The organism is Streptomyces sp. NPDC005408, from assembly GCF_040606445.1.
In the GTDB taxonomy this organism is placed as follows: Bacteria; Actinomycetota; Actinomycetes; order Streptomycetales; family Streptomycetaceae; genus Streptomyces.
The window spans coordinates 124,325-140,013 of the sequence record NZ_JBEXEX010000009.1 but is presented as its reverse complement, the minus strand read 5'-3'; the positions used below and the strand labels follow the sequence as shown (position 1 = coordinate 140,013).

The window sequence follows — 15,689 nt, the reverse complement described above, 5'->3', positions numbered from 1 at the left end:
CGCTACACCCGCCGGGCGTGCACCAGGAGGATGGAGGCCAGGGATGGCACGGCACAGGCGGCCCGGTCCACCGGGCGCAGGGGGCGCGGGACACCGTGGAAGGGCGCGCCGGCCAGGGTGACCACCTCGAAGCCGGCGGCGGTGAGGAATCCCCGCAGGGCCCGTGCGGTGAACAGGCGCAGATGGCCCACCACTTGGGATCCCGGGCGGCCGTGAATGCCGCGCAGGCTGACCTCCGAGAACACGGGCTGCACCCCGGCCGCCAGGAGCACCCGGTTGTACCAGGCGGCCAGGTTCGGGGTGGAGAGCATCAGATGGCCGCCCGGTTTGAGGATGCGGCGCAGCTCGTCCATGGCACTGTCGGGATCCACCAGATGCTCGATCACCTCGCTGAAGAGCACGGCGTCGGCGGTCGCGTCGGCCAACGGCAGTCCGCCCGACGTCAGTTCACCCCGCACGACGTGGTTCATCCGGGTTGCGGCCCGGCGCAGCGCGTCCTGGGACCAGTCGATACCGACGACCCGGTGATCGCCGAGGAGTGGAACGGCGGTGGCCGCCGCGGTGCCGTCGCCGCAGCCGACGTCGACGACGAGGGAGGGCTCGGGGGGCAGCACCCGGGCCAGCATCAGTGCCTGGCGGCGGCTGCGCTCGTCTCCGGAGGCGACGGGGACGGCCGGGTTCTCGTAGAACTCGCGCAGTCCCGCGGGGATCGTTCCCGTCATGGCCCGTCACCTCCTGAAACGGCCGGCAGCGCCGTCATGGCCGCCAGATACTCCGTGAAGAAGTCGCACAGCCGCTGCCCCGCCGCGTCGTCGAGGAGCGCGCGCGACCAGCGAAGCGCCAGATGCAGCCGTCCCCCCGTGCTGGCGGTGGTCACGGTCAACCCGCGCGGCATCGAGGCGGGAGCCGAGAACCAGACGGCTTCCGCGCGGCCCGCCTCCGCGAAGTCCAGCGGGTACGGAACGCGGCCGATGTTGCTGAGCAGCGTCGTCGAGGTCCAGGGAGCGGCAGCCCGCCGAAGGCCACGGGTCAGGGCTGCCCGTATCCCGACGGGCAGGGCGGGTGCGGTCAGGAGGGCGGCGCCGTGGCCGAGTTGAGGGCGCGGTGCCGACTTCAGGGCGCGGGTGCGTTCCGCCGTGCGGTGCAGCAGGGCGGCGAGAGCCTCGGCGCCGGGCTCCCGCGCGCACTCCTGGGCCCCGAATCCGACCTCCACGAGGCGGGTGCCGTTTCCGATGGGCATCTCGGCGCCGCGGGGCCGCTCGTCGATGGGCATGGTGATACGCATCGGACGGGGCGGGGCATCGTGCAGCCGGTTCCAGCGGGCGATCATCAGGCAGGTGGCGACGAGGAGTTGATCGTTGACGGTGTAGCCGACCCCTGCCGGCCGGCGCGGCACCGGCAGATCGGCCAGCAGCAGCCCGTTTCCGCCGACTGCCCCGACACCGGTCGCGGGCGCCACACGGGCGGGCCGCCCCGGCCCGCCGGGCCGTGTGCGCGGCGGTGGACCCGGCCGCCCCGACGCGCCGACCGGATCGCGTACGGGTGAGGTGGGCGAGGCGGCGGCGCCGCTGTACAACTCGGCGGCCGTGGCCAGCACGCGCAGACAGGCGGGCCCGTCCAGAGCGGTGTGGTTGAGCGTCAACAGCAGCACACATGAGCTGCCCGTCGACGACGGCCTCACCACCTCCAGCCGGACAGGCGGGGAAGCGGACAGCGGCGGAGCCTCGGCCAGCGCTCCGGCCCTCGCCTGCTCCAGCGCACCGGGCCCCCGCTCCGGGAAGGAGACCGGGTCCACATCCGGAGTGCCTGTCGACTCCCATTCGTAGCGCCGCCGGTACCAGCGGCCGGGTGCCTCGCGCACCAGAATCCGGGGGTGCCGGAGCAGCGCCTCACCGAAAGCCGCCCGAAGCCGATCCGGATCCGGCTGCCGGGGCAGATGCACCTCTATGTGTACGGTCTCGGGCTCCTCCTCCCGGAGACAGTGCCGGGAGATCTCGTCGACGACCGGAAACGGAATCCGGCCAGGAGGAGGCTCAGGCGTCCGCCCGGGCGGCGCGGGTTGCAGGGCGGTCATCTCGGCGGGGCCTCCCTCGTGTTGGGCGGTGCCACGCCCGGCGGATCAGGGTGGGGCGGAGGGCCAGGAACGGGCCGCCCCGCAGGGCCGTTTGTGGCCCGCACCCGCTGGGGCAGGGCCTGCGGGTCCGGCGCCGCCGAGGTCGTGGCCTGCGGGTCCGGCGCCGCCGAGGTCGTGGCCTGCGGGTCCGGCGCCGCCGAGGCTGGTGCGCCGCCCCGCGCCCGTGGGTCCACGGTGACCAGGGCCGCGCACAGGGCGATGAGCGCCAGGAGTTGGGCCGCCGGGCCGAACGCCCCCCGGCCGACGGAGGCCGGTTCGCCCGCGCCCGTCGCGGCCACGATCCCGGCGCAGGCCATCGCCACCAGTGCGATCGGCACCAGCAGCGAGTGCCGCAGGCGGGCAACTACCGCCAGTGCGGGGACGATCAGCGCGAAGGGACCCGCCACGACTGCGACCACGAGAGTCAGCGCGACGCAGCCCAGCACCCATCCGGGCGCAGGCGGGGCCATCGCCGCCGAGGCCGGGGCGCCGCCCCGGCGGCGTACGAGTGCGAGACCCGCAAGCAGCGCCACCGCCACCGCGCCGCCGATCATCCCGATGTCGTAGAGCAGTACGGGTTCGTACTCGAGCTCGACCGTGCCGCCCTCGCCCGCGGGGATCAGCCAGGCCTGCTGCCAGCCGTCGATCCGCAACGGGATCAGCTTCTTGCCGTTCAGCGTGGCCTTCCAGCCGTCGTTGGCGTTCTCGTACATCTGGAGGTAGGCCGCCTCGCCCGCGCCGACGGTCACGGACCGCCGGTCGCCGCGCCAGTCGACCGCGGTGGCCTCCCGCTGCTGGTTCGCTGCAGGCGGCTGGACCTCGCCTCGGGACAGTGTGATGTCGGTCAGGGCGAGGGGGCCCTCGTCGCCCGCCTCCACCTGGTGCAGCCCGGGGCCCAGCGGAAGAGTGCCGCCCGTAACGTGGCAGAGCGTGACCTGGACCGGCCGGCGCTCGGTCAGATCGCGAACCGTTCCCGACGCGCTCGTCGCGTGCAGCGTGCCGTCGACGGCGACGGGCGGACCCTCGCCGCACGGCACGGAAAACCTCAACTGCGGGTCCGGCGGCGGTGTGCGCAGGTCGGCGAGTGCCGGAACGTAGACCTCGCTGAGGCCGACCGGCAACTGCATCCGGTCGTCGGCAACGGGGTTGTGCACGGTCAGCGGCGCGGCGCGGCTGATGGTGATGTCGAGCCGGTCCGTGGTGATCGGCTCGAAGCGGGCCAGGCCGTTCTCGTCGACGGCTGCCGTCGCGGCGCCGTTCGGGGTGCTGACGAGTATCTGCTCGGGCCGGGTGGAGAGTCCGCCCGCGGCCGCGAGGACGATTTCGTCGACGGTCCTGCGGCCGAGCCAGCGCAGATGGATGACCGGCCGGTCGCCGGCGATCCACGCGGTGGTCAGATCCTCGTCGACGAGATTGCGCGGGCTGAGGCCGTTCCCGAGCCGGCTGGTCGAGTCGGCGGTTGCCGTGATCCGCCGTCCCTGCCCCGGATCGGCGCCCGTGACGAGCCGGTCCAGTGCCTCGCCCGGCACGGGCAGCGCCTTCGCCGTGACGGTGAAGTCCCCGCCCTGGCTGACGCTGAACCGGCGGTGCAGTCCCTCCTCGGCCGAGACCGGCGAGAGGCCGCCCGGGTCGCTGCCGCGATGCAGTGAGAAGACCTCGGCCCTGGCCTCGTTGCCGTGCGCGTCGGTGGGAAGCCGCAGCAGCCGGGTCACCTGGACACCGGGGACGGAGACCTCGCTGAAGCCCGCGCCGCCGAGGCCGGCCTTGGGGGACTGGGCCGCCAGGACCGTGATCTTCAGCCACTTCGCCTGTCCCGCGGGTGCCTTGACCGGCTGCGGGCTTCCGTTCGGTGCAAGCGGGCTGTCCTCGAAGCCCTGATCGGTCTCGACCCGTACGAGTGTGGGTGCGGCCCGCATTCCGTCGCCTGGCAGCGGGGTGAGCTGAAGCGAGGCGGGGATGTCGGTGGGCGAGGAGAAGCCGATACGGAGCCACTGGCCTGCGGCGTTCCCGGCACTCCCCTCGGCCCACGCGGTCTGGGGGTTGCCGTCGAAGGCGTTCACCGGGTCGTACTGCGGCAGGTGGAACAGCCAGTTGCCGCTGCTGGAAGCGGTCACCGAGGCCGCGCCCCGCAGGACCGCCGTCGTCTGGTGCCCGGTGCCCGTCGTCGGCAGGATCTGCCGCGGTTGCTCGCCCGGGTCCTGCAGGCTCCCGGAAGGGTTCCGTTCGTCCGCGGTGTACGTGTACGAGGTGTTGCTGTTGACCAGTCCGAAGCGGGTGTCGGCGCGGCGCAGCCCGTCCGCCACGTACTGCGCGGCCGGTGTGCCGAGCCCCGGGTGGTTGTCTCCGGTGAGCACGGTGGGCCGCTCCCGCAGGCGCGGATCGGCGGACAGCTGCAGCAGCGCTTCGGGGCCGCCGCTGACCACGGCGGTGTCGGCCACCGGCTGCAGGCCGACCTGGCCGGGCCGCCGGGTGTTGCCGGTCGGCTCATAGATCTCGACGGCCTGCATACGCGGGAAGATGCCCTGGACCTGCAGCGGTGTGCCGCTGGGGATCCGGCCGCCGGTGAGCACCGGGTCGAAGCCGGTGACTCTCTTGTAGCCGGAGGCCTCCAGGGTGCGCTTCACGGTGATCGGCGGGACGTATCCGATCTGGTCCGGGTCGAGGTCGTTGCGTACGACGACGAAGTAGAGGCCGGCGCGTGACAAGTAGTCGCGCAGGCCAGGCACTTCACTGCCGCTCATGAGTGCCTGTTCCACCGCGTCCATCGCACGCCGCGAGCCCGGCGTCCCGAACGGTACGAAGTCACGTTGCGCCCAGGTGGAGTCGGCGAGCACGTCGAGGGGCTCGTCGATCGGGGAGCCCCAGGTGTAGAGGCCGTGGGAGGTGGCCGGGACGACGAGGGCGCGGCTGTCCGGCGAGTTCTTCTCCAGCCAGTCGGCGGCCTGAGTCCACTGGCTGGGCAGCTTCTTGAAGGCGCCGGGCTGCAGGATCGACCCGTTCACGTACGGCCAGGCCAGACCGGGCAGGACCAGTAGCGCGGCGACGAGGGGGGCGTAACGACGGGCCGGGAACGGCCGGGCTCCGCGGCTCTCGCTCGCCTTCGCCACCAGATGCATCAGCCCGAAGGCAAGCGCGAGAGCGAGTCCGGGCTGGAACTTGTAGACGCTCCTGAAGGGCCGCAGCGGCCCGTTCAGCCAGTCCCGGACGGCCTCGTGGAAGGGGGCGCCGAAGGAACCGGCGTATCCGGCCAGGGCGATCAGGACGACGGCCAGCACGGTGAGCAACAGCCAGCGGCGCTCCGGCAGATCGCGCCGCGCCAGGCCCGCGAGCCCCAGTGCGGCGGCGAACGCGGAGCCGAGGATGGTGACCGCAGCGGTCGCCACGGTCCATCCGGCGGGCAGCCAGGCTTCGCCGAAGTGGAGGTAGGCGACCCAGTTGCCGGCGCCGCGCAGCAGTTCGGTCGCGGACATCGTGCCGGTGGTGGTGTCGGCCTGTTCGACGTACGGCATGAAGTCCGCGCCGTAGGCGCCGAGCAGCAAGAGAGGGACCACCCACCAGGCGGTGGCGAGTACGACTCCGGGAACCCACCAGGCGATCAGGGCGCGCTTGCGGGGACCTGCCGGGCGGCTGAGCAGATACAGCCCCACGGGCAGCAGCGAGGCGAGCGTCGACGCTGCGTTGACTCCGCCCATGAAGGGGATCAGCAGCGCGGACGTGGCCGCGGCCACCCGTGGGGTGCGAGTGCCGGTGAGCGGCAGCAGCACCCACGGAAGCAGCGCGCCGGGGAGCGCGGCCGCCGATGTGGAGCCGACGACGATGGTGAAGGTGGGCCACAGCGCATAGCAGGCGGCGCCGAGCAGCCGCGTCCGCGCGCTGCCGATGCCGAGGCGCTCGGAGAGCCGCAGCGCGCCCCAGAACGCGGTGGCCACGATCAGCGAGAGCCACAGCCGCTCGGCCAGCCACACCGGGATGTGCGCGAGGTCGGTGAGTGCGTAGTACGGGAGGGTCGGGAAGGCGTATCCGGCGTACTGGTTGGAGAGCCCGCCGAATCCGGCGCGGCTCTGCCACAGCTCCCCGAGATCGCCGATGAACTTCCACGGGTCGGCGACCACTCCGAGCTTGGTCTCGAAGGTCATCCTGCCCGGTGACACGGAGAGGAACGCGACGAAGACCGCGGCCCAGAAGGCCAGCAGCCACGATCTGCGGCGCGGCCCGGCGGCCGGCGGCGGGGCGGTGGGCCGGGGACGGCCGGGCCTGCCCGGGGGAAGGGTCAACGTCGTCTCAGCCACGGGTGGCTCGCGGTGGGCTGGTCATCGCTGCTGCCGTTTCTGTTCGGCGCCGGAGGATGAGGAGGAGGTTCCAGGTGGCGATCTCGCGCAGGCCCGGGACGCGGGTGACGGCCTGCGCGAGGAACGGCCAGTAGCGGGAGCGGGCCGTTACGAGGGACACGTCGTCGCGGGCGCGCACCTGCCGCAGGGTCGGGCCGATGTGGATCGCGAAGAGGTTCTCGCCGAGGGCGTGCTTGGCCGGGCGTCCGGTCCGCCGCAGGTAGCGGGCACGGGCACGGTCTGCGCCCAGGTAGTGCCAGGGCGCCCACTCGTGACCGCCCCAGGGGGAGAGCCAGTTGGTGAACGAGACATAGATCAGCCCGCCCGGCCGGGTGACGCGGATCAGCTCGCTGAGGAAGGTCTGCGGGTCGGCGACGTGTTCCAGCACGTTGGAGGAGAAACAGACGTCGGCGACGCCGTCGGCCAGGGGCAGCAGATAGCCGTCGGCGACCACAGAGCCCTCGGGGACGGTGCCCCGCGCGCCCAGTTCCCGCAGGTCGGGTTCGAAGAGATAGCTCTGCGCACCGCGCCGCCGGAACTCCTCGGTGAAGTGGCCGCGTCCGCCGCCCACGTCCACCACCAGCCGGTCGTGCAGGGGCGTCTGGCGCTCCAGCTGGTCGGCCGCGTCCTGGGCGAGCAGGCTGTAGCACCGGTCAGGGTCGGTCTGCTCGCCCATGAACGCCCGGAAGAGAGTGATGGACCTGCGTATGGAGGGATCCTTCACAGCTGCGTCACCTCCGCTGCATGGTGGCCTCCGCGGCCGCCGCCCGGAACTGCCGGACCGTGGCGCCCCAGCGGAAGTCCGCGGCCCGCTGCCCGGCCGCCCGGCCGAGCGCCTCGCGCCGCTCGGGGCTGAGCGCCAGCGTGCACCAGGCCGCGGCGAACGAGCTCTCGCCGCGTGCGAGCAGGCCGGTGACGCCGTCGTCGATCGAGTCTCTGAGCCCGGGGACGTCGAAGCCGATGGCAGGCGTGGACCGGGCCGCCGCCTCGGTCACCACGAGCCCCCAGCCCTCGACGAGCGAGGGGTGCAGCAACACCCAGGCCGCGCACAGCAGTCGGTGCTTCTCGGCTTCCGGGACCCGGCCGGTGAAGGTCACGCCGGGCCCGGCCAGAGCCTCGAGACTGGCCCGTTCCGGCCCGTCACCCACGATGACGAGCCGGCCTCCGGTGACCGGTCTGACCCTTTCCCACAGACGCAGCAGCAGCTCGATGCGCTTGTACTCGACGAGGCGTCCCACGGCGAGGAACAGCGGTTCCGGCGATGTGGGGGCGAGCGGCCCGGGCTCCTCGACACCGTTGTGGACGAGTCGGATCCGCTCGCGCGGGACTCCGAGGTCCTGGAGTGCGTCGGCCGTCGAGGGGGAGACGGCGACCAGCAGGTTGCCGCTGTGGGCGCGGGTCAGTGCCCAGCGCTCGAGCCTTCTGCCGAGCCGGGCTGCAGGGCCGGGGAAACGCGCGCCCCAGATGTCGGTGTGGACATGGTTGACCAGGCAGAGCGTTGGTCCGCGGTGCCACAGCGGGGCGAGGTAGGGCATGCCGTTGCAGACCTCGACGAGCAGGTCGCAGTCACCGACCTGCCGTTCGAAGGCGCGGCGGGCCCGCAGGAAGTGCCCGGCGTCCCCGCCGGCCGAGACCACGCGGTAGTCGCGCAATGCGGCGGGCCCGCCGCACAGGAGCGTGACCTGGTGGCCGTGAGCGGTGAGCCCGTCGGCGATGCGGTCGATGAGCAGTTCGGAGCCGCCTGCGGCCGGGTTTCCGAGGTCGCGGCGGGCGAGGAAGACGATCCGGCGGGGATGCGGAGGACGGCCGGCCGGAGGGTCGTGCTGCGGGTACTTCGGCGGGTGCTGGGGGAGTGGCGCGCGCAACGTGGGGGGTACGTGCTGGGGCATTCGAGCTCCAACTCGCCTCGGGGTGCGGGACGGTGGGGGTGTTGGTGGCACGAGCAGCCTTGCGGCGGGGTGGGGTTGGTAGTGTCCGCCCCGCTGTTCGATGCCGCTACTCACGTCGGTGACAAATTTGGCTCGCTCTGGAGCTGACGCCCCGTCACATTGTGCGCATTATTGGGGATTCGGGCGTTCCCTGCCACGTGCGACGAGTACGGCACCGAGGGCCGCCAGCATGAGCCCGGCCGCTCCCGCGCCCATCGGCACAGTGCCACCCAGCGCCCGCAGTTTGCCGCTGTCCGACTTCGCCAGCGCAACCTGCGCGCGCTGGGTCTGCGGGGTGAACTCCAGCCCCGCGCTGTCCAGCAGGACCACCTTCGCCTCGTCGACGCCGGGTGCCCGCAGCGTCTTGCGGGGCGCGATCCTCGCATTCATGATGCGGCCGGTCCGCCGGTCGACGACGAGCTCGATGCCCTTGTTGGCGTACCACTCCTCGGCATGCACCTGGCTCTGCTTGGGCAGGCCGACCAGCCGCCCCGGCACCTGGCGGGTGCCCGTGCGGGTGTCCTTCACGGACCCGGTGAACCGGTAACCCTCGTAGCCCGCGACCTTCTTGGTGCCCTTGAACTCCAGCCGGACGGTGGCTCCGAGCGTGTTGTCCCACCAGAGGTATCCGCGTTTCTGCACGTCGAAGGGGAACTTGAGGTAGGCCTCGCCCTGGTACTCCGGCGTCTCGCCGCAACAGTGCACCGGAGCGTTGGTCCGGCGGTCGGTCACCCAGCGCTCCAGCGTCCACTGGTAGGACCTGCGCGGGTCGCGGAAGGCCAGCGTGTCGGGGGTGTCGATGGCCGTGGACACGTCCCACACGGCCCGCCCGCTGCGCTCGCTCGCGGCGACGTCGCCCAGCACCCGCCGGGTGATGGTGATCGGTTTCGACTGGACGGGTCTGAGGCTCGTGGTGTCGAAATACTCGCCGGTGCCGGTGAACACCGTGGTGACATCGACATCGGTCGGGGTGCGTTCGGCGCGCGGCTCCACGTACCAGGCGAGCATCGGCGCCAGTACGAGCAGAAACACGCCGACACCCAACAGGACCAGCGACAACGGCGAAGCGGTACGACGCATGGGGGGCACTCCCGGGCCGATGGTGGATTCAGGACGGTGCGCGTCTGTACGGGCCGGGACCGTAAGCGTCCTCTTGACGAAGTGTCAATGCCCCTCACAGACTGGGCAGTCGCCGAGCCGGAGCCGTGGGGCGGGGTGCCTTCCGACCGAAAGGCTCGCTGAACCATGCACAGACTGACCGCCGCCGTGCTGACCACCATGGCCGCCGCCGTCCTCGCCGTGGGGGCTGCTTTCGGCATCGTTGCCGCACTGAATGCCACACCTGAGCAGCCCAACGTGCCCCTCGTCTCCTTCGAGACGGGTCGGCCGACAGCGTCCCCGCAGCCGTAGCCGACCAGCAGCGAGGGAGGACACCCATGCCCGTGCGCACGGCATGGCGGGACGTACCCCGCCTGCGGGCACGACGATTCGCATCCCTGGCCATGGCGGAGGTGCCCGCACTCGCGCAGGCCATTCTGGAAGAGATCCGCAGGGAGTTCCCTGGCCTGCCGCTCGTCGTCGACGACTCCGGCGAGCCCATGGCCCTGATCGGCATCCGCCGGGCGCTGGAGGACTTTGTGGACCACCTCGTGGTGGAGGAGGACCGGCCGCACGAGCGTCAGCTGGAGGTCTTCCAGGAGTTCGGCCGCGGCGAGGTGCTGCAGGGCCGCAGCCTCGACTCGCTGCAGGCGATCTACCGGCTGGGCGTGCGGCTCGCGTGGCGTCGCCTCGCCGAGATCGGTCAGCAGGTCGAGATCCCGCCACCGGCCATGTACGAGCTGGTGGAGTCGGGCTTCGAGTATCTCGACGGGCTCGTCGCACAGTCCGTACGCGGCTATGTCGAGGCCGCCGCCCGCCAGGCGGGCGAACGGCTGCGGCTGCAGCGGCGGTTGATCAGCCTGATGCTCAGCGAGCACCGCACGGATCCCACCGAAGCCCTCGCCGAGCATGCCGAGCGCATCGGCTGGCCGCTGCCCGAACAGGTCGCCGTCGCCGTACTGATGCGACCGGCGCCGGAGTCGGTCGCCCCGGCCGTGGGCCAGGACGTGCTGCTGGACATGGAGTACGAGCAGCCGCGCATGGTCGTCCCCGAGCCGGACGCGGCCGGCCGGCCGGAACTGCTGGAGCGCGCGATGACGGGCTGGTCCGGTGCGATGGGACCGCCGGTCCCGCTCGCCGAGGCCGCCAAGTCGCTGCACTGGGCCTTCGCCGCCGTACGACTGATGGAACGCGGGCTGCTCCCGGCCGGCCAGGTCCTGCACTGCACCGAGCACACCGAAGAGCTGGTCCTGCTCCCGCCCGAGGAGCTGATCGAGGACCTGGCCCGGCGCTGCCTAGCGCCACTCGACCGGTGCGCTCCGGCGCACAGCCGACGACTCGTCGAGACGCTGCTCGCCTGGCTGGAGACACGTGGCGGCGCCCCCGAGGTCGCGGCACGGCTCGGCGTCCATCCGCAGACCGTGCGCTACCGATTACGCCAGATCCGCGAGCTACTGGGCGACGAGGTGGACGATCCGGACCGGCGCTTCAAACTGGAGCTGGTGTTACGGGCCCGCCGCCTGCGCGATGCGGGGGTGGCCCGGGACACCTGTTGACGAACAGCGAGCACGTGCCTCAGCGCTGTGGGATCGGCGGAGTCGCCGGGGCCGGTCCCAGGGTCGTGGTGCCGGGGGCTGCCCGGTGGCCCAGTCCCGTGCGGTACGCGTCCAGGGCGGCCTCGGTGCGGCCGCTGCGGCGCAGCAGGTCGCCCAGCAGACGGCACAGGTCGGCCAGGTCGCCGCTGGCGCCGCTGCGCTCCAGCAGGGCCATCGCGAGGACGTAGTGCTCCTCGGCTACTTCGGCCTCGCCCCGCTCCTCGGCGATGAGCCCGAGCAGCCGGTGCGCGCCGCCCGCGTGCACCGCGCCGTGCCGGTCGCCGAGTTCGAGGACCGCCGAAAGCAGCCCGGCTGCCTCGTCGTGCCGCCCGAGCCGCCGCAGTACATCGGCGAGCTCCACCTCCACCTGGGCGGTGTAGAGCACGGCGCGCTTGGCGTTCAGCATGTCCCAGGCGGTGCGCAACTCCTGTTCGGCGAGGGCGAGATCGCCGTTCTGCGCCTGGACGTAGCCACGCATCCAGTGACAGTGCGCGAGATCGGTACGCAGTCGCAGCTGCCGGTAGATCGACTGGGCCTTGGCGAGCGAGGCGTCGGCATCGGCCGTGCGCCCTTCGGCGAGGAACGTGCGGGCCACCTGCCGGTGCATACTCGCCACCAGCGCGGGGTCGTTGACCTGCGGCGCCAGGGCCAGGGCCAGCTCCGCGGCATGCGCGGCCCGGGCGAGGGCGCCCATGTCGATGTACGGGCCGATGACCGCGGCGTACAGCAGGACCAGCGCCTCGGGATCGGCGAGTCCGCTCGCGCCGAGTTCGTCGATGGTGGACTCGAGGAGATAGCAGGCGTAGCGCAGCTCCCCGGCCAGGAGGTGCGCGATGGCACGGCCCCGGATCGCGCGGGCGCGGCGGGGCAGCGGTTCACTGGCCAGAAGCCGCTCCGCCGCCTCGAAGTGCCGTCCCGCATTGGCCAGTTCACCGGTTTCCAGCGCGCAGTCACCGAGTCCGAGCAGCGCCTCGGCCTGCTCGGGAGCCAGGTCGAGGTTCTCCGCGTCGGTGAGGAGCCGTCGGTAGCTGACGGCAGCCTCGTCCGCCGCGCCGGTGGCGAGCTGCTGCTGGGCGTCGGTGAGGCCGAGCCGCAGTTCGGTGGCCAGATGGGCGGGGCGTCCGGTGGCCAGTTCCTCGAACGAGGTGCCGAGCCGCTCGGCGAGGAATCGCAGCGCGGTCTCGGAGGGCCTGACCTTGCCCGACTCCAGCGTCGAGACGTATGCGGGCGTGTACGAGGGCTCGGCCAACTGCCGCTGTGTCAGGCCACGTTGGTTACGCAGCTGCTGCACCCGGCGGCCGATCTCGGTCGGTTCGTCCATGGGAACCCCCTGGTTCTCGAACTCCCCAGTATTCAGGGGCAGTAGGCATTGCGCACGTCCTGTTCCTCCCCCTAGTTTAAGCAACCCGTTCACCACGCTTACTTGGTTGCTTAACTTTCGTATCAGGGGGAGGACTTCATGCGTTCAGCACGACGCAGAGTCATGGCGGCGGCCGGCGTGGCCACCGCCCTCGTGGCCGTACTGGCCGCCGCACCCGGCGGCGCGGCCGCGGATCCGGTGCCGCCGGGCGGGGCCGGGGTCGAGGTCGAGATACCCGGGCCGGAACACGGCACAGCCGCCGGATCCGGCCACACGCACGTACCGCAGGAGGGCCGGGACCGGCCGGCCTCCCGGCTCTCGGCGGCCGAGGAGGCCGCCGACGGCGACGTCACCAAGCTGGTGGACAACGGCTCCACCGCCGACCGGCTCGACATCGTCGTCGTCGGGGACGGCTACACCGCCGCCGAACTGGCCCAGTTCCACGCCGACGCCAAGGAGAAGTGGGCCGAGCTGGCGGCCGTCGAGCCGTACACGACCTACCAGGGCCTCTTCAACGTCTGGGCGGTCGACGCGGTCTCCAACGAGTCCGGCGTCTCGGGTGACCCCGACCGGGCCACCGTCCGGGACACCGCCCTGGGCTCGTACTTCTGGTGCGACGACATCGAACGGCTGCTGTGCATCGACCAGACCAAGGTCGACCGGTACGTGGCGAAGGCACCGGAGGCCGACCTGGTGCTCGTCCTCGCCAACAGCGCCAAGTACGGCGGCGCGGGCTACAACGAGCCGAGCCAGACCCTCGGCTACGACGGCATCTCGACCGCCTCGGCGGGCAACGAGAAGTCCGGACAGATCGCCATCCACGAGACCGGCCACTCGCTGGGCAAGCTCGCCGACGAGTACTTCTACCCCGGCACCCCGGGCTATGAGCACTACACGGGACCCGAGCCCGCCGAATCCAACATCTCCACGCTGGCCGCCGGGGACATGTCCGGGCAGCGCGCCAAGTGGTACCGCTGGCTGGGCGAGGAGTCGCCCGACGGCGGCACGGTCGGCACGTACGAAGGCGGCGGCTACTACGTCACGGGGCTGAACCGGCCCACCGACAACTCCCTGATGCGTTCTCTGGGCAAGCCCTTCAACCTGCCCGGTGTCGAGGCGATGATCGCCGGCTTCTACCGCCATGCGAGCGTCGTCACCGCGGCCACCCCCACCGCACGCACCCTCCGGCTGGGAGACACCGCCAAGACGTCCGTACCCCGGCTGGCGGGCGCGGACGGGCGTCAGCTCACCATCCGCTGGTATCTGGACGGCCGGGAGCTGAAGGCCTTCGCGGGCCGTTCTCAGGTGCGGGTGTCGGACGTGGTCCTGCGGCTGCTCGACCGGCGCACGCACCAGCTGTCGGTCACCGCCGAGGACCGTACGCCCGCAGTACGGGACCCGGAACTGGCCGGGAAGCTGAAGTCCACGACCAGCTGGAAGATCCGCCTCTGACGCCACCCGCCCCGGGCGGGCCCCGGTGGCCAGTACGGCTGCCGGGTGCCTGCCCGGCGGTATCGGAGCACCCTGGAGGTATGGTCCGAGCCAATGAGGAGGTCGCGGCACTCCTTCAGGAGTACGCCGACCTGATCGCGATCAGCGGTGGGGATGCCTTCAAGGCGCGTGCCTACGAAAAGGCCGCCCGTGCCGTCGGCGGCTACCCCACGGATGTCTCGAAGCTCGACGCCAAGGGCCTGCGGGACATCCCCAACGTCGGCAAGTCGACCGCCGACAAAATCGCCGAGTATCTGCAATCGGGCCACGTCGCCACCATCGAGGAGACGCGGGCGTCGATGCCCGCCGGCGTCCGCGAGCTGATCACCATCCCCACGCTCGGGCCCAAGAAGGCCATGGTCCTCTACGAGGAGCTGGGCATCACCTCCGTGGACCAGCTGCTGGATGCCATCCATGCGGAGCGGCTGCGCGATCTGAAGGGCTTCGGCGAGAAGACCGAGGAGAACATCCTCCACGGCATCGCCCTGATGCAGAAGGCCGGTGGCGGCCGGATCCTCATCAGCGCAGCCCTGGACATCGCCGAGCAGATCGTCTCCGAACTGTCCGCGATCCCCGGATGCGAACGTTGCACGTACGCGGGATCGCTGCGTCGGATGAGGGAGACGATCGGGGACATCGACATTCTGGTGGCGGCGGAGCGGTCGGCGCCGTTCATGGAGGCCCTGAGCGGCCTTCCGTACACGGCCGAGGTCATCGCGGGTGGCGAGAAGAAGACGTCTATCCGCACAACCAAGGGCCTTCAGGTGGATCTGCGGGTCCTGCCGCCCACTTCTTGGGGAGCGGGACTGCAGTACTTCACCGGCTCCAAGGCGCACAATATCCGCACCCGCGAGATCGCGGTCCGCCACAAGCTCAAGCTCTCCGAGTACGGACTCTTCGACGCCGAGAGCGGCGAACTGATCACCTCGGACACGGAGGAGGACATCTACAGCAGGCTCGGTCTGCCCTGGATCCCGCCGCCCCTGCGTGAGGACCGGGGAGAGATCGCGGCAGGGCTGCGCGGCGAACTCCCCGACCTCGTGACCGAGGACGACATCAGGGGTGACCTGCACACCCACACAGACCTCACCGATGGCCTCGCCCCACTGGAGGACATGGTCGCCGCCGCTGCCGGGCGCGGCTACGCGTACTACGCGATCACCGACCACGCCCCGAACCTGTACATGCAGCGCATGACCGACGAGAAGATCCTCGCGCAGCGCGAGCGCGTACGCGAACTCGACCGCAAGCACCACGGGATGCGACTGCTGCACGGAACAGAGCTCAACATCGGCCCGGACGGGGAGGTCGACTGGCCCGACGAGTTCCTCGAGGGCTTCGACCTGTGCGTGGCCTCAGTCCATTCACACTTCAACCAGAGCCGTCAGGCGCTGACCCGCCGGCTCGTACGCGCCTGCGAGAACCCGTACGTCGCCGTCATCGGCCACCCCACCACCCGCCTGATCGGCAAACGCCCGGGCATAGACGCCGACTTCGACGCCGTCTTCGAAGCCTGCGGGCGCACGGGCACCGCCCTGGAGATCAACGCGCATCCGGAGCGGCTCGACCTCTGCGACGAGGACATCCTGCGCGCGAAGCAGTACGGCGTGAAGTTCGCAGTGAACTCGGACGCGCACTCCACCACGCATCTGCCGTACATGCGCTACGGGGTGGGGACGGCGCAGCGGGGATGGCTGACGAAGGACGACGTCATCAACACCTGGCCGCTCACCAAGCTGCGCCGCTTCCTGCGGAAGGGTCGTCCCAAGGCGTAGG

11 protein-coding genes are annotated in these 15,689 nt (G+C 71.5%); 4 read left to right on the top strand and 7 right to left on the bottom strand.

The genetic code is table 11. The features are described from left to right. Positions 1-2: 2 nt before the first annotated feature. The 6 genes from ABZS64_RS12160 to ABZS64_RS12135 all read right to left on the bottom strand — a co-directional run bounded on the left by ABZS64_RS12160 (position 3) and on the right by ABZS64_RS12135 (position 9,449). Positions 3-722, bottom strand: coding sequence for a class I SAM-dependent methyltransferase (locus tag ABZS64_RS12160; RefSeq protein ID WP_355826927.1), 720 nt, complete (start codon positions 720-722; stop codon positions 3-5). After that, positions 719-2,074: a condensation protein gene (locus tag ABZS64_RS12155; RefSeq protein WP_355826925.1), complete on the bottom strand. Its 1,356-nt coding sequence runs from the start codon at positions 2,072-2,074 to the stop codon at positions 719-721. Before ABZS64_RS12155 ends, ABZS64_RS12160 begins: the two co-directional genes overlap by 4 nt. Then, positions 2,071-6,306, bottom strand: coding sequence for an alpha-(1->3)-arabinofuranosyltransferase family protein (locus ABZS64_RS12150; RefSeq protein WP_355827095.1), 4,236 nt, complete (start codon positions 6,304-6,306; stop codon positions 2,071-2,073). Before ABZS64_RS12150 ends, ABZS64_RS12155 begins: the two co-directional genes overlap by 4 nt. Positions 6,307-6,394: 88 nt before the next feature. Further along, a complete protein-coding gene (locus ABZS64_RS12145) occupies positions 6,395-7,165 on the bottom strand; it encodes a class I SAM-dependent methyltransferase (RefSeq protein WP_355826922.1) in 771 nt (256 codons plus the stop codon). A 7-nt stretch (positions 7,166-7,172) separates the two neighbouring features. After that, positions 7,173-8,330, bottom strand: coding sequence for a glycosyltransferase family 4 protein (locus ABZS64_RS12140; protein ID WP_355826919.1), 1,158 nt, complete (start codon positions 8,328-8,330; stop codon positions 7,173-7,175). 168 nt (positions 8,331-8,498) lie between these two features. After that, positions 8,499-9,449 carry a DUF3068 domain-containing protein gene (locus ABZS64_RS12135; protein ID WP_355826916.1) on the bottom strand — a complete coding sequence of 317 codons (951 nt, stop codon included), beginning with the start codon at positions 9,447-9,449 and terminating at the stop codon, positions 8,499-8,501. Positions 9,450-9,614: 165 nt separating this feature from the next. Between ABZS64_RS12135 and ABZS64_RS12130 the strand changes: the two genes are divergently transcribed. Next, the gene (locus ABZS64_RS12130; RefSeq protein WP_328666434.1) at positions 9,615-9,779 is read left to right on the top strand and encodes a hypothetical protein; all 165 of its coding nucleotides are present in this window, start codon (positions 9,615-9,617) and stop codon (positions 9,777-9,779) included. Positions 9,780-9,805: 26 nt separating this feature from the next. Further along, the gene (locus tag ABZS64_RS12125; protein WP_355826912.1) at positions 9,806-11,023 is read left to right on the top strand and encodes a helix-turn-helix domain-containing protein; all 1,218 of its coding nucleotides are present in this window, start codon (positions 9,806-9,808) and stop codon (positions 11,021-11,023) included. Between the two features lie 19 nt (positions 11,024-11,042). Here ABZS64_RS12125 and ABZS64_RS12120 read toward each other — a convergent pair whose 3' ends face one another. After that, a complete protein-coding gene (locus ABZS64_RS12120) occupies positions 11,043-12,383 on the bottom strand; it encodes a helix-turn-helix transcriptional regulator (RefSeq protein WP_355826909.1) in 1,341 nt (446 codons plus the stop codon). Positions 12,384-12,521: 138 nt separating this feature from the next. Between ABZS64_RS12120 and ABZS64_RS12115 the strand changes: the two genes are divergently transcribed. Together ABZS64_RS12115 and polX are read left to right on the top strand one after the other, a co-directional pair. Next, on the top strand, positions 12,522-13,874 hold the full coding sequence (locus tag ABZS64_RS12115) for a M64 family metallopeptidase (RefSeq protein WP_355826906.1): 1,353 nt from the start codon (positions 12,522-12,524) through the stop codon (positions 13,872-13,874). Positions 13,875-13,954: 80 nt separating this feature from the next. Next, positions 13,955-15,688 (top strand): DNA polymerase/3'-5' exonuclease PolX, encoded by a 1,734-nt coding sequence (gene polX, locus ABZS64_RS12110; RefSeq protein ID WP_355826903.1) that lies wholly within the window; start codon positions 13,955-13,957, stop codon positions 15,686-15,688. The last annotated feature ends 1 nt before the right edge of the window (position 15,689 follow it).

Coding starts and splice junctions, on each gene's coding strand:
- ABZS64_RS12160 (WP_355826927.1), bottom strand. CDS start 722: ATGACGGGAACGATCCCCGCGGGACTGCGCGAGTTCTACGAGAACCCG.
- ABZS64_RS12155 (WP_355826925.1), bottom strand. CDS start 2,074: ATGACCGCCCTGCAACCCGCGCCGCCCGGGCGGACGCCTGAGCCTCCT.
- ABZS64_RS12140 (WP_355826919.1), bottom strand. CDS start 8,330: ATGCCCCAGCACGTACCCCCCACGTTGCGCGCGCCACTCCCCCAGCAC.
- ABZS64_RS12135 (WP_355826916.1), bottom strand. CDS start 9,449: ATGCGTCGTACCGCTTCGCCGTTGTCGCTGGTCCTGTTGGGTGTCGGC.
- ABZS64_RS12130 (WP_328666434.1), top strand. CDS start 9,615: ATGCACAGACTGACCGCCGCCGTGCTGACCACCATGGCCGCCGCCGTC.
- ABZS64_RS12125 (WP_355826912.1), top strand. CDS start 9,806: ATGCCCGTGCGCACGGCATGGCGGGACGTACCCCGCCTGCGGGCACGA.
- ABZS64_RS12120 (WP_355826909.1), bottom strand. CDS start 12,383: ATGGACGAACCGACCGAGATCGGCCGCCGGGTGCAGCAGCTGCGTAAC.
- ABZS64_RS12115 (WP_355826906.1), top strand. CDS start 12,522: ATGCGTTCAGCACGACGCAGAGTCATGGCGGCGGCCGGCGTGGCCACC.
- polX (WP_355826903.1), top strand. CDS start 13,955: ATGGTCCGAGCCAATGAGGAGGTCGCGGCACTCCTTCAGGAGTACGCC.